Below are 13,589 nucleotides of genomic sequence, written 5' to 3' on the forward strand. Positions count from 1 at the left end.
GGGGGGGGGGGGGGGGGGGGGGCATGCCTCGCAGAGAATTTCGCTTGGGGCACTGCCCCACCCCAACCCCTCCCCTGAAGGGGAGGGGCTAATGAAAGGAAGGGGCTGTTGACCGACCCCCACAATGCCGACGTCCTGATCATCGGTTCCGGCGCCGCCGGGCTTACCGCCGCGCTCAACCTTGCCGACCGTTTCCGGGTGACGGTGCTCGCCAAGGGCGGGCTCGCCGAGGGGTCGACCGCCTGGGCGCAGGGCGGCATCGCCGCGGTGCTCGAGCCGGGCGACACGTTCGAGAGCCATATCGAGGACACGATGATCGCCGGCGCGGGGCTCAATGACCGCAAGACCGTCGAGTTCGTCGTCGAGAATGCGCCGCGCGCGATCGAGCGGCTGATCGAACTCGGCGTGCCGTTCAACAAGGAAGGCGGCGACCTCCATCTGACGCGCGAGGGCGGGCACAGCCACAGGCGTATCGTCCATGTCAACGACGCCACCGGCTGGGCCGTTCAAGAAGCCCTGCTCCATGCCGCCCAGGCCCATGCCAACATCACGCTCGTCCCCGACATGGTGGTGGTCGACCTCGCCACCTCGAAGCACGAGCAGCGTTATTCGGGCGCGGGCAATATCTGGGGCGTCTATGCGGTCAACCGCGCCACCGGCCGGGTCGAATTGTTCACTGCCAATGCGACGATCCTGGCGACCGGCGGGGCGGGGCGGACCTATCTGTTCTCGACCGCGCCGCGCGGGGCGACCGGCGACGGCATCGCCATGGCGTGGCGCGCCGGCTGCCGCATCTCCAACATGGAGATGATGCAGTTCCACCCGACCTGCCTCTACAATCTCGAGGTCAAGAATTTCCTGATCACCGAGGCGGTGCGCGGCGAGGGCGGGCAGCTCAAGATCCCGGAAACGGGCTATCGCTTCATGCCCGATTTCGATCCGCGCGCCGAACTCGCGCCGCGCGACATCGTGGCGCGCGCGATCGACCATGAGATCAAGCGGCTCGGCCTGGATTACGTCCATCTCGACATCAGTCACATGGGCGCGGAGTTCGTCACCCATCACTTCCCGACCATCTACGAGAAGCTCAAGGGCCTCGGTATCGACATGACCAGGGAGCCGATCCCGGTCGTGCCGGCGCAGCATTACACCTGCGGCGGGATCGTGATCGACTTGGACGGCCGTACCGACTTGCCGCACCTTTATGCCGCCGGCGAATGCACCGAATCGGGGTTGCACGGCGCCAATCGCCTGGCCTCCAACTCGCTGCTCGAATGTTTCGTGTTCGGCGAAGCCTGCGCGCGGCACATCAATACGCATTGGGACGATTTGCCGCCGCCGCCGCCGATCCGGCCATGGGACGAAAGCCGCGTGACCGATTCGGACGAAGAGGTGGTGATCAAGCAGAACTGGACCGAGATCCGCCGCTTCATGTGGAATTATGTCGGCATCGTCCGCACCACCAAAAGGCTCGAACGCGCCGCCCATCGGATCAAGATGCTGACCGGCGAGATCGAGGATTATTACGGCCATTTCCGGGTGACGCCCGACCTGATCGAGCTGCGCAATCTGCTCCAGACATCGGACCTGATCGTGCGCTCGGCGCTGCACCGCCACGAATCACGCGGGCTGCATTACACGCTCGATTATCCCGAAACTTTGCCGGTCGCCGCGGATACTGTGCTGGTCCCTTAAGGGAATCCACGGATTCTCAGCGGGTTGGTTGCTCGCTCCACCGCTTTTCAGGTGCGGTTCATCGCGGAGACACTATATCAGGGATTCCGCAACAGGTTTCCTGCGATACTCTCATCGTCGAGAAGAACATGGGCGGGGATCATGGGTCGTTCTGTGAAGCGTTTCGGTAAAATAGCGTTGGGTGTAGTCGTCGGCCTCGCGATCGCGGGCTGCGTCTCCGATAGCCAGTCCAGCAGGGTCTCGCGCAGCCTCGCGCCGCCGGTGGCGTATGCGCCGCCGCGCGAAGTCGTGCAGCCGCTCCCGGCGCCCAAGCCGGCAGTGCTGGCGCCCGCCGCGCTGACCAATTTGGTGCCGTCGCTGACGCGCGATTTCGGCGGCAAGGTCGGCATCGCGGTGATGAGCATCGACGATGGCTGGACGGTCACCTCGAACGGCGATCTGAAATTGCCGCAGCAGAGCGTGTCGAAGCTGTGGGTAGCGATGACCGTGCTCGACCTGCGCGATCAGGGTAAGTTGACGCTCAACGATCCCTATACCGTGCGCAAGGACGATCTGACGCTGTTCCACCAGCCGATCGCCGCCCTGGTCAAGGATGACGGCTACAAGACCACGGTCGGCGAATTGCTGCAGCGTGCGCTGACGCAGAGCGACAATACCGCCAATGATTGCCTGTTGCGGCTTGCCGGCGGGCCGACCGCGGTGCGCGCCTTCCTGGCGAAGAAGGGGATCGCCGATATCCGCTTCGGACCGGGCGAGCGTTTGTTGCAGAGCTTCACCGCCGGGCTCGAATGGAAGCCGCAATATTCGACCGGCCGCTCGTTCGAGGCCGCGCGCGCGAAAATCCCCGCCTCGACCCGGATGGACGCGTTCGAACGCTATGTCGCCGATCCGCCCGACGGCGCCGCGCCGCGTGCGATCGTGACCGCGCTCGCCCGGCTGAAGAAAGGCGAATTGCTCTCGCCGGCCTCGACCCAATATCTGATGTCGACGATGGAATCCTCGCATACCGGCCGCCAGCGGCTGCGCGGCGCGGTTCCGGAAGGGTGGACCTTTGGGCACAAGACCGGAACCGGGCAGGATTTCAGCGGACGGACCGCCGGCTATAACGATGTCGGCTTCCTGATATCGCCCAACGGCAAGGCCTATGCCATCGCGGTGATGATCGGCGACACGCCCAAGACCATCCCCCAACGCCAGCAATTGATGCAGGCGGTCGTGCTGGGCGTGGTGACCAACCACCGTTGGTGATTTGACCGCAATCCCCGGGGCGCGGTCCGGCAAGGCCGCGCCCTATGGGCTGCTTCATGAACGACGATCACGATTGGACGAGGCTCGCCGGCGAGCTCGATGCGCGCGGCTGGGCGATGTTGCCTGGGCTGCTCGATGCCGACAGCTGCGCGCGAATTGCCGCCGGCTATGATGATCCGGCCCAGTTCCGCAGCCAGGTGGTGATGGCGCGGCACGGCTTTGGACGCGGCGAATATCGTTATTATCGCTACCCGCTGCCCGATCCGATCGTCGGGTTGCGCTCGGCGCTCTATCCGCGCCTCGCGCCCATCGCCAATCGCTGGCACGAGCGGCTCGGCCTGCCGACGCGCTTTCCCGCCGGCCATGCGGACTTCCTCGCGCGGTGCCACGAAGCGGGGCAGACGCGGCCGACGCCGTTGCTGCTGCGCTATGGACCCGGCGATTACAATTGCCTGCATCAGGATCTGTACGGCGAGCACGTCTTCCCGCTCCAGGTCGCGATCCTGCTGTCGCGCCCGGGCGAGGATTTCACCGGCGGCGAATTCGGCCTGACCGAGCAGCGGCCGCGCATGCAGTCGCGGGTAGAGGTGGTGCCGCTAAGCCAGGGCGATGGGGTGGCGTTCGCGGTCAATCACCGGCCGGTTGCGGGCGGCCGCGGCGATTATCGCGTCGCAATGCGTCATGGCGTCAGCACGTTGCGGTCGGGGCGGCGTCATACGCTGGGGATCATCTTCCACGACGCGGCGTAGCTGGAAGAGGGGTTGCACCTCCGCCTTCGTCACCCCGGCCTTGTGCCGGGGTCCAACGGGAGGCAGGCGTGAAGTAAGAGGTTCGAAAGCCCGCGCTGGAGGCGCATTGGACCCCGGAACAAGTCCGGGGTGACGGTTGAGGTATTGGGCGAGGCGGTCGCCGCTGTCGGATTGGTCGAACGAATGTCCCTCCACCCATCCTAACCATTTGTTCCGGCGCGCGCGGGGCGCTATCTCCTCCCGCGATGCCTCATCTCTATCTCGTCGACGGTTCGGGCTATATCTTCCGCGCCTATCATCAGCTCCCGCCGCTGACCAACCGGCACGGTACGCCGGCGGGCGCGGTCTATGGCTATACGGCGATGCTGTGGAAGCTCGCCGACGCGCTCGACAAGGCGGAGGGGCCGACCCATCTCGCGGTCGTGCTCGACAAGGGCTCGCACACCTTCCGCAACGATCTCTACGACAAGTACAAGGCGCAGCGTCCGCCGCCCCCCGAGGATTTGATCCCGCAATTCCCGCTGATCCGCGAGGCGACCCGCGCCTTCTCGCTGCCGTGTATCGAGGAAGAGGGGTTCGAGGCCGACGACATCATCGCCACCTATACCTGCCGTGCGGTCGAGGCGGGGTGGGACGTCACCATCGTCAGTTCCGACAAGGACCTGATGCAGCTCATCCAGCCGGGTGTCGACATGCTCGACACGATGAAGAACGAACGGCGCGGCGCGGACTATGTCGAGACGAAGTTCGGCGTGCGACCCGACCAATTGGGCGATGTGCTGGCGCTGATGGGCGATGCAGTCGACAACGTTCCCGGCGTGCCGGGGATCGGCGCCAAGACCGCGGCCAAGCTGATCGTCGAATATGGCAATCTCGACGCGGTGCTGGCCGCCGCGCCGGAGATGAAACCCAGCAAGATGCGCGACAATCTGATCGAGCATGAGGCGATGGCCCGGCTGTCGCGCAAGCTGGTCGCGCTCCATGTCGACACGGCGGTGCCGCACACGCTCGACGAGCTCAAGCTCGACGGCATCCCGCCCGAGCCGTTGCGCGCCTTCCTCGAGGATCAGGGGTTCAAGACCCTGTTGTCGCGCATGGCCGCGCACGCCCCGGGCCGCGAGCAGCCCGATCCGGTCGCCGCGGCGGTCGCGACCGCCGGGCCGGTCACGCCCGATTTCATCGAGCTGCCGCCGGTCAATTGCGATGCCTATGAAACCGTGACGAGCATCGACCGGCTCGAGGCGTGGATCGCCGAAAGCCATGCCAGCGGCACGATCGCGATCGATACCGAAACCGATTCGCTCGACAGCATGGCGGCCAATCTGGTCGGCATCTGCCTCGCCACCGCGCCGGGGCGCGCTTGCTACATCCCGATTGGGCACAAGAGCAGCGACGACATGTTCGGCGAAGTCCCGCCGCAGCTGCCGCTGGCCGAGGTGGTTAGCCGGTTGAAGCCGCTGTTCACCGCGCCGGGCGTGCTCAAGATCGGGCACAATATCAAATACGACATCAACGTGCTGATCCGCCACGGCCTGCCGGTCTCGCCGATCGACGATACGATGGTGATGAGCTTCGATCTCGATGCCGGCCAGTCGCTCGCCGGTCACGGCATGGACGAGGTGGCGCATGCCGTGCTCGAACATAGCTGCATCAGCTTCAAGGACGTGACCGGCACCGGCAAGAAAGCGATCAGCTTTGCCCAGGTGCCGCTCGACCAGGCGACGCGCTATGGCGGCGAGGATGCCGACGTCACCTGGCGGCTATGGACCCGGTTCAAGCCGCGGCTGGCCTATGAAGGCGCGACCCGCGTGTACGAGATGGTCGACCGCCCGATCATCCCGGTCGTCGCCGCGATGGAGCGCGCCGGGATCAAGGTCGATCGCGACCAGCTCTCGCGCCTGTCGAGCCGTTTCGCGCAGGAAATGGTCCGGCTCGAGGAAGAGATCCAGGCCGAGGCCGGGCAGCCGTTCCAGATCGGATCGACCCAGCAGCTGGGCGCGATCCTGTTCGACAAGATGGGACTGAAGGGCGGCAAGAAGGGCAAGTCCGGCGCCTATTCGACCGACGTCACCGTGCTCGAGAAGATGAAGGCCGAGGGCGTGACGATCGCCGGGTTGGTGCTTGACTGGCGCCAGCTGTCCAAGCTCAAGTCGACCTATACCGACGCGCTCCAGCAGCAGATCGATCGCGACACCGGGCGCGTCCACACCAGCTATTCGCTGACCGGCGCGCAGACCGGGCGCCTGTCCTCGACCGATCCAAACCTGCAGAACATCCCGATCCGCACCGAGATCGGGCGGCAGATCCGCGACGCTTTCGTGGCGGAACCCGGCAACGTGATCCTGGCGGCCGACTATTCGCAGATCGAACTGCGGCTGGCGGCGCACATGGCCGACGTGCCGCCGTTGCGCGACGCGTTCCTGCGCGGCGAGGACATCCACGCCGCGACTGCCAAGGAGCTGTTCGGCGAGGTCAATCGCGACACGCGCGGGCGCGCCAAGACGATCAATTTCGCCATTCTCTACGGCATTTCGCGTTGGGGCCTCGCCGCCCGGCTGGAGATCGACGCGGACGAGGCGCAGGCAATGATCTCGCGCTATTTCGACCGCTTCCCCGGCATCTCGTCCTATATCAACGAGACGCTCGAGGGCGTGCGGCAGCGGGGCTATACCCAGACATTGTTTGGCCGAAAGACCTGGTTCCCCCAGATCCGCGCGCCGATCCAGCACGTCCGCCAGGGGGCGGAACGCGCGGCGATCAACGCGCCGATCCAGGGCACCAGCGCCGACATCATCAAGCGCGCGATGGCGCGGATGGGACCGGCGCTGGCCGATGCCGGTCTGACCGGCACGAAAATGCTGCTCCAGGTCCATGACGAACTGGTGTTCGAAGTGCCCGAAAGCGAGGTCGAGGCGGCCAAGCCGGTGATCGAACGTGTCATGGCGACGGCGGCGGAGCCCGCGGTGCCGCTATCGGTGCCGCTCGCGGTCGAGATCGGCACCGGCGCCAGCTGGGGCGCGGCGCATTGATCGATTCCGCGCTTGCCGGACGCATGGTTGAGGGGATGGCGCGTGTCGACTGACACTGCCGCCGCGCCGGTCGTGCCGCCGACCGGTCCGGCGGACGACCTTGCCGTGCTGGCCAAGGGCGGCCGGACCAATATCGGCGGGTTCGCGCTGCGGCTGGTCGCACGTCTGCCGTTCCTGTTCGTCGCGGGGCGGCTCTATGGACCGGATGCGGTCGGGCGGTTCGCGCTCGCGCTCGTGGTGGTCGAACTCGCCGCGTTAGTCGCGACATTGGGGCTCAAGCGCGGGCTGGCCCAGGCGCTGGCCACGACCGAGCGCCCGCATCCGCACGTCGTGTGGGACGGGATGGCGGTGGCGATGCTCGCTTCGACCATCGCCGGCGCGGTGCTGATCGCCTTGCCGCGCGTGATGTACCCGCATGGCGACATCACCCTGATCGAGCGGCTGTTGCCGTGCATCATCGTCGCCAGCGCCTGGTCCGATGTCGCGCTCTCGGCGCTCGCTTTTCGCCATAACATCAAGGCGAGCGTGACCGCGCGCGCGGTGGTCGAGCCCTGGACGATCTCGATCGCCGCGCTCGGTTTCTATTTCATCAGCGCGCGCAATGGGCTGGTGCTCGCGTACATGCTGTCGATGGTCGCGGCGATGGTCGCCTCGCTGATCCCGCTGATCCGCAGCTACGGCCTGCCGCGCGGCTGGACGCCGCACGTCGCGCACGTGGCGACCTTGGCGCGGCGCAACGCGCCGCTGGCCGGCGCCGACGCGATCGAATGGGCGACGCGCAATGTCGACCGCTTCATCCTCGGCTTGCTGTTCCCGCCGGCGATCGTCGGCATCTATTACATGGCGCAACAGGTCGCCTCGCTGCCGCAAAAGCTCAAGACCAGCTTCGATCCGATCCTGGGGCCGGTCATTGCCACCAGCCTGGCCCGCGACGACAAGGCGGCGATCGCCGACCAGGTGCGCCAGGTCGGCTTCTGGATCATGGGGCTGCAGACTTGCCTGGCGCTGATGGGTTCGATCCCGGGCGAGGCAGTGATGGGGCTGGTCGGCAAGCAATTCGTCGCGGGCACTGCCGCGCTCGCTTTCCTGTTATGGGCGGAAGTGTTCGCCTCGACCGGCGCGGTCTGCGAATCGGCGCTGGTCTATATCGCGCGGCATCGCAACCTGATGATCTCGATCGGCGTGCTGGTGCTTCAGATCGTGCTGAGCTTCGCGCTGGTCGCGGTGATGCGATCGATCGACTGGGACCGCTCGATCCTGGCACGGTTCGGCACGCGCGATTCGGTCCAGGGAGTGAGCGTCGCGATCGCCTTGTTTGTCGCGCTCAGCGTCGGGTCGGTGATCAAGTCCAATTTCCTCGCCCGGCTGTTGAAGGCGCGCGTGGCGGGGTGGCGCTGGTCGCTGCTCGGCGCCGCGGCGGTCGCGATCCTGGTCGGGATGGCGTTCACCTCGCTGCCCAAGCGCTATGAATGGATCGAGCTCTCGGTCGGCGAGCCCGCGATCATGGTGACCTATCTGTTCGTGCTGTGGAAATGGGCGTTCCGGCCCGAGGACCGGGCGTTGTTCAAGAAATTGCCCGGGGCGAGCGCCGCGGTACCCGCTAGCTGAGCGATCTTGGAGCCGAATACGACTAAGCCGAATCGTCACCCCGGCCTTGTGCCGGGGTCCAACTCTCCACCACGGACTCCAGCCGTTGTTGCACGTTGGATGCCGGAACAAGTCCGGCATGACGGCTAAAGCTGATCGCAAACGATTTTGGCCGCGGCGCTGCCCCCTGCGGTCATTCCATCGGCCGCTACCGGTTCAACGAAGCGTCGGTCCCGAAACGCCGCGCTTGGGCGCAGCCGGGAGATCGGCGAACAGCTTGATCATGCCGGGACTGCGCGCATCGCCATTGGCGTAATCGCGCGCCGATTTGCCCGCCATGTAATCGCGCCTGTCGGGGTCGGCGCCGCCCTCGATCAGGTCGCGCGCCATCTGTTCGTCGCGGCGCAGCACTGCCTTGATCAGCGGGGTCTGTCCGCCATCGCCCGCCAAATTGGGGTTGGCCTTGTTCTTGAGCAGGATCGGAATCAGGTCGCCATAGCCGCGGTCGACCGCAACCAGCAGCGGCGTGTCGCCCTGGCGGTTCTTGATATTGGGATTGGCGCCCTTGGCGAGCAGATACGACAGATAGCGCGAATCGTCGCGGCGGACGACGATGTGCAGCGCGCCTTCGCCGGTCGACGGGTCCTGGGTGTCGATGATGCGCGACCCCGGCTTGGCCAGGATCGATTCGACGTCGTTGCCCTTGTCGTTCTTGACCGCGTCGAGGAATTGATAGCCGGGCGAGCCGCTGGCGAGCTGCGCCGCGGCGGGTAGGGCGGTGACGGCCAGCGCGCCGGCAAGCGCGATGCGGGAAAGTCGTGCGATCATGATCTGGTGCCCTGCGGGAAAAGTCGGGATCAACTTGCGTAGCCGACCGTAAAAGATCAAGGCTGGCGCTGCGATGAACCTGCGTTTGCTTCCGATTTCACTGCTGCTGGCGCTCGCCGCTTGCTCGAACGCCACCCCGGCCGACCCCCCGCTGGCGGGCGCCAAGATCGGCGGCCCGTTCCAGTTGATCGACCAGGACGGCAGGGCGATCACCGACAAGGCGTTCGCGGGCAAATATCGGATCATGTATTTCGGATACACCTATTGCCCCGATGTCTGCCCGACCACGGCGCAGACGATCGGCGCGGCGATGCGATTGCTCGACAAGAGCGATCCCGCGCTGTCGCTCAGGGTCGTGCCGGTATTCGTGACGGTCGATCCCGATCGCGACACGCCGGCGGTGGTCAAGCAATTCGTCAGCGCTTTCTATCCGCGCTTCGTGGGCCTGACCGGGAGCGCGGCGGCGATCGACACGATCAAGACCGAGTACGGCGTGTTCTCGTCCAAGGGCAAATCCACGCCCAATGGCGGCTATCTGGTAGAACATTCCAACGCTGCCTATCTGATGGACAGCAACGGCAAGCCGCTCGCCCTGCTGCCGACCGAGCAGGGCGCGCAGGCGACCGCGGATGAGATCAAGCGCTGGGTGAAGACCAACCCGTGACGACCGACAGGTTCTGGGAAACCAAGACATTGGCCGAACTCGATCGCGGCCAATGGGAGGCGTTGTGCGACGGCTGCGGCAAATGCTGCATCCACAAGCTCGAGGATGAGGAAACCGGCGAGCTCCATCCGACCAACGTCGCGTGTCGGATGCTCGATCGCCGCGCCGGCCAGTGCAAGGACTATCGCAATCGCCGCGCCTATGTGCCCGATTGCGTGCGGCTGACGGTCAAGAACGTCTATACCACCGACTGGCTGCCCTCGACCTGCGCCTATCGCCTGCGCGCCAATGGCGAGAAGCTGCCCGATTGGCATTATCTCGTCAGCGGCGACCGCGAGGCGGTGCATCGCGCCGGCGAATCGACGCGCGGCTGGACGGTCAGCGAGGACGATGCCGGCGAACTCGAATTCCATCTGGTCGACCGCAAGCTGTGAGCGGCGATCTCGACGTCGTCCGCCATGCCCGCGCCCGGCGGATGCGGCTGTCGGTCGATCCGGCGAGCGGGCGCGTACGGCTGACCATTCCCCCGCGCGCCTCGCTCAAGCAGGCGATGGCCTGGGCCAACGATCATCGCGGCTGGATCGAGGCGCAGCGGGCGAAGCTGCCCGAGGGGCGGCCGTTCGTGCCGGGGGCGGTCATCCCGATCGAGGGTGAGGATGTGGCGATCGACTGGTCGCCGGAGCGGTCACGGACGATTACCCTAATCCGTCATGCCGGCCCTGTGCCGGCATCCACGGAGCCGCACGACCCGGGATTTGCGGCTCTGTGGACCCCGGCACAAGGCCGGGGTGACGAAAGGCTGGTGTGTGGCGGGCCGTTGGAAGGTCTCTCACGCCGCATAGAAACCTGGCTTAAACGCCGTGCGCTTGCGGTCCTGACCGAAGAGACCGCCGAATTCGCGGCCAAGGCCGGCGTCACCGTCAGCCGCGTCGCGGTCGCCGATCCCAAAGGCCGCTGGGGCAGCTGTGCGTCGACCGGTGCGATCCGCTACAGCTGGCGGCTGATCTGCGCGCCCACCTATGTTCGGCGTTCAACCGTCGCGCACGAAGTCGCGCATCGGCTCCATATGGACCATTCGCCGGCATTCCACGCCGCCTATCGGCATTTGCTGGGCGATGACCCGGCTCCGGCGCGCGCCTGGCTGCGGCGCCACGGCGCGACGCTTCACTGGGTCGGGCGGGGCGGCTGAATCTCGCGCGGCCGATCGGCCGGGGCGCCGTTCGGCACGACGCGCTTGGGCCGGTTCGGATCGCCGCCCGAACTGCCGGTCATGCGATCGATCCATTTGCGGTCGAGCCGCTCCTCGGGCCGTTGCGTACCATCGTCGGCGGCGTCGGGCGCGGTCTGCGGCGGGTCATTTTCGGTCTGCGGCGGCTCGCCCGCATCACCCCCGCCGATCGGAGCATCGGGAGCGATCTGGTCGGGCGGAATCGGATTGCCGTCGGGGTCGACGAACAGGCCGTTATCGGGCTGGCCGAAATCGCTTTCGTTGTCGAGCTGCCATTCGGGCAAGGTCACCTGGGTGTCGAACGCTTCGACCGGGCGCCCGGCGGTAGCGATCTTCATGAACGCCGCGAAGGCGCGCGCCGGCAAGGTGCCGCCCTGCAGGCCCGGAATAGACTTGGCGTCGTCGCGCCCCATCCACACCCCGGTGGTCAGGCCCGAGGAGAAACCGAGAAACCAGCCATCCTTGTTCGAGCTCGTCGTCCCGGTCTTGCCCGCGACCGGGCGTCCGATCTGCGCCGCCTTGCCGGTGCCGGTGGCGACCGCGGTCTGCAGCAGGTCGGTCATCTCGGCGGCGACATAAGGCGCGACCAGCACGTGGCTGCGGTCGACTTCGTGATTGTAGATCGTCTCGCCCATCGAAGTGACCTTGGTGATCCCGTACGGGGTCACCGCCACGCCCTTGTTGCCGACGCTGGCGAAAGCGCGGGTCATGTCGATCAGGCGGACGTCGTTCGATCCCAGCACCATCGACGGCACGGTCGAGATCGGAGTCGAGATGCCGAAGCGGCGCGCCATGTCGGCGACGGTCGAGAAGCCGACTTCCTGACCGATCTTGGCCGCGACCGTGTTGACCGAGTAGGCAAAGGCCGTGCGGATATCCATTTCCCCGGCATTGCGCCCCGACGAATTGCGCGGGCTCCAGCCATTGATCGTGATCGGCTCGTCCACGATGCGGTCGCTCGGGCGATGCCCCGCCTCGAGCGCCGCCAGATAGACGAACAATTTGAACGACGACCCCGGTTGGCGCAGCGCGGTCACGCCGCGATTATAGTTCGAGGTGACGTAATCCTTGCCGCCGACCATCGCGCGCACCGCGCCGTCGCGATCGAGGCTGATCAGCGCACCTTGCGCATTGCGGGGGGCGTAAGCGGCGATCGCGGCGTCGGCCGCCTTCTGCATGCGGATGTCGATCGTCGTCCACACTTCGAGCGGACGGGTCGGCTCGTCGATCAGATTCTCGAGCTGGGGCAGTGCCCAGTCGGTGAAATAGCGCACGCTGTTCTGGTTGGGCTCGGGCGCGAGCTTGACCGTCCTGGGATCGACCGACGCCGCTTCGGCAGCGGAGATCTTGCCGGTTTCCTTCATCAGCCCGATCACCACGCCGGCGCGGTCGACCGCGGCCTGGGCGTCGGCGGTGGGCGAATAATGCGATGGCGCCTTGACCAGCCCGGCGATGATCGCCGCCTCGCCCAGGCTCAGCTGGCCGGCGCCATGGCCGAAGAATTTGCGGCTGGCGGCGTCGATGCCGTAAGCGCCGCCGCCGAAATAGACCTTGTTGAGATAGAGTTCGAGCACCTGGTCCTTGGTGAACTTGCGCTCGAGCGCCAGCGCCAGGACCATCTCGCGCGCCTTGCGGCCGAACTTCTTGGTCGACGACAGGAAGATGTTGCGCGCCAGCTGCTGGGTGATGGTCGATCCGCCCTGGGTCCAATGCCCCTGTTGGGCGCGCACCTGGAACGAGCGGATCACGCCGATCGGATCGACGCCGGGATGGCTGCGGAAGCGGCGATCCTCGACCGCGACCATCGCATCCTTCATCACTTGCGGGATCTGGGCGTAAGGCAGCCACTCGCCATAGCTCGGCCCCAGGCTGACGATCGGGGTGCCGTCATCGGCCAGCACGCGGATCATCTGGCCGTTGGGCGAGGATTTGAGCTCGTCGAAGCTCGGCAGCTGCGATTCGGTCACATAGACGGTGACGACGAGCGCGATGATGCCGAGCAAGGCGGCGACGCCGGAAAGGCGCAGGCCCAGCACGAGCCAGCGGCGCCAGCGGGGGACAATTTTGGACGCCTTGGCCATCGTTATGGGCGAGGGCTTAGAGGGTTAACCGAGGCTCGACAAGCGCGGGTTCAAGCGGTTCGCCGCGCCAATCAATCCGCACGCGGACGGAAATCGAGGCTGATCGAGTTCATGCAATAGCGCAGACCCGTCGGCGGCGGCCCGTCGGGGAAGACGTGCCCCAGATGGCTGTCGCAGCGCGCGCAACGGGTTTCGGTGCGCGTCATGCCATGGCTGGTGTCGCTATGGTTGGTGACATGATCCTCGGCGATCGGCTGGGTGAAGCTGGGCCAGCCCGATCCCGAATCATATTTGTCGGCGCTGTCGAACAGGTCGAGTCCGCACGCGGCGCAGGCATAGATGCCGTCGGCCTTATTGTCGTTGTAGATGCCGGCAAAGGCGCGTTCGGTCCCCGCCTCGCGCAGCACATGATATTGCTCGGGGGTCAGGCGCTTGCGCCATTCGGTTTCGGAGAGCGAGAGATGTTCCATGCGCGGGAAG

General features: G+C 66.2%; 11 protein-coding genes. 8 read left to right on the top strand and 3 right to left on the bottom strand.

Translation table 11 applies throughout. From position 1 onward, the window contains the following. The first annotated feature begins 108 nt into the window (after window positions 1-108). The 5 genes from nadB (at window position 109) to SMA01S_RS07615 (ending at window position 8,329) form a co-directional block, all read left to right on the top strand. Complete coding sequence (gene nadB, locus SMA01S_RS07595; RefSeq protein WP_066819981.1) at window positions 109-1,695, top strand: L-aspartate oxidase; 1,587 nt, start codon at window positions 109-111, stop codon at window positions 1,693-1,695. A gap of 141 nt (window positions 1,696-1,836) precedes the next feature. Then, the gene (gene bla / locus SMA01S_RS07600; RefSeq protein WP_066819983.1) at window positions 1,837-2,943 is read left to right on the top strand and encodes a class A beta-lactamase; all 1,107 of its coding nucleotides are present in this window, start codon (window positions 1,837-1,839) and stop codon (window positions 2,941-2,943) included. Between the two features lie 56 nt (window positions 2,944-2,999). Beyond that, window positions 3,000-3,692: a 2OG-Fe(II) oxygenase gene (locus SMA01S_RS07605; protein ID WP_084250183.1), complete on the top strand. Its 693-nt coding sequence runs from the start codon at window positions 3,000-3,002 to the stop codon at window positions 3,690-3,692. A 245-nt stretch (window positions 3,693-3,937) separates the two neighbouring features. After that, entirely contained in the window at window positions 3,938-6,721 is a 2,784-nt protein-coding gene (gene polA / locus SMA01S_RS07610) for a DNA polymerase I (protein ID WP_066819987.1), read from the top strand. 42 nt (window positions 6,722-6,763) lie between these two features. Then, window positions 6,764-8,329: a lipopolysaccharide biosynthesis protein gene (locus tag SMA01S_RS07615; RefSeq protein ID WP_245649199.1), complete on the top strand. Its 1,566-nt coding sequence runs from the start codon at window positions 6,764-6,766 to the stop codon at window positions 8,327-8,329. Between the two features lie 195 nt (window positions 8,330-8,524). Here SMA01S_RS07615 and SMA01S_RS07620 read toward each other — a convergent pair whose 3' ends face one another. Beyond that, a complete protein-coding gene (locus SMA01S_RS07620) occupies window positions 8,525-9,136 on the bottom strand; it encodes an ankyrin repeat domain-containing protein (protein ID WP_066820221.1) in 612 nt (203 codons plus the stop codon). A gap of 73 nt (window positions 9,137-9,209) precedes the next feature. On the opposite strand from SMA01S_RS07620, the gene SMA01S_RS07625 reads away from it, so the two are divergent. The 3 genes from SMA01S_RS07625 to SMA01S_RS07635 are packed head-to-tail and all read left to right on the top strand — an operon-like array spanning window position 9,210 to window position 10,989. Beyond that, window positions 9,210-9,800, top strand: coding sequence for an SCO family protein (locus SMA01S_RS07625; protein WP_066819989.1), 591 nt, complete (start codon window positions 9,210-9,212; stop codon window positions 9,798-9,800). Continuing rightward, window positions 9,797-10,234 carry a YcgN family cysteine cluster protein gene (locus SMA01S_RS07630; RefSeq protein WP_066819991.1) on the top strand — a complete coding sequence of 146 codons (438 nt, stop codon included), beginning with the start codon at window positions 9,797-9,799 and terminating at the stop codon, window positions 10,232-10,234. Before SMA01S_RS07625 ends, SMA01S_RS07630 begins: the two co-directional genes overlap by 4 nt. Further along, window positions 10,231-10,989, top strand: coding sequence for a M48 family metallopeptidase (locus tag SMA01S_RS07635; protein WP_066819993.1), 759 nt, complete (start codon window positions 10,231-10,233; stop codon window positions 10,987-10,989). Before SMA01S_RS07630 ends, SMA01S_RS07635 begins: the two co-directional genes overlap by 4 nt. On the opposite strand, the gene SMA01S_RS07640 is transcribed toward SMA01S_RS07635, so the two are convergent. Together SMA01S_RS07640 and msrB are read right to left on the bottom strand one after the other, a co-directional pair. Further along, the gene (locus SMA01S_RS07640) at window positions 10,965-13,109 is read right to left on the bottom strand and encodes a transglycosylase domain-containing protein (protein WP_066819995.1); all 2,145 of its coding nucleotides are present in this window, start codon (window positions 13,107-13,109) and stop codon (window positions 10,965-10,967) included. The genes SMA01S_RS07635 and SMA01S_RS07640 overlap by 25 nt on opposite strands. 71 nt (window positions 13,110-13,180) lie before the next feature. Next, window positions 13,181-13,579: a peptide-methionine (R)-S-oxide reductase MsrB gene (msrB, locus tag SMA01S_RS07645; RefSeq protein ID WP_066819997.1), complete on the bottom strand. Its 399-nt coding sequence runs from the start codon at window positions 13,577-13,579 to the stop codon at window positions 13,181-13,183. Window positions 13,580-13,589 lie beyond the last annotated feature (10 nt).

Origin of the sequence: Sphingomonas mali NBRC 15500 (genome assembly GCF_001598415.1) — a bacterium.
Classification (GTDB): domain Bacteria; phylum Pseudomonadota; class Alphaproteobacteria; order Sphingomonadales; family Sphingomonadaceae; genus Sphingomonas; species Sphingomonas mali.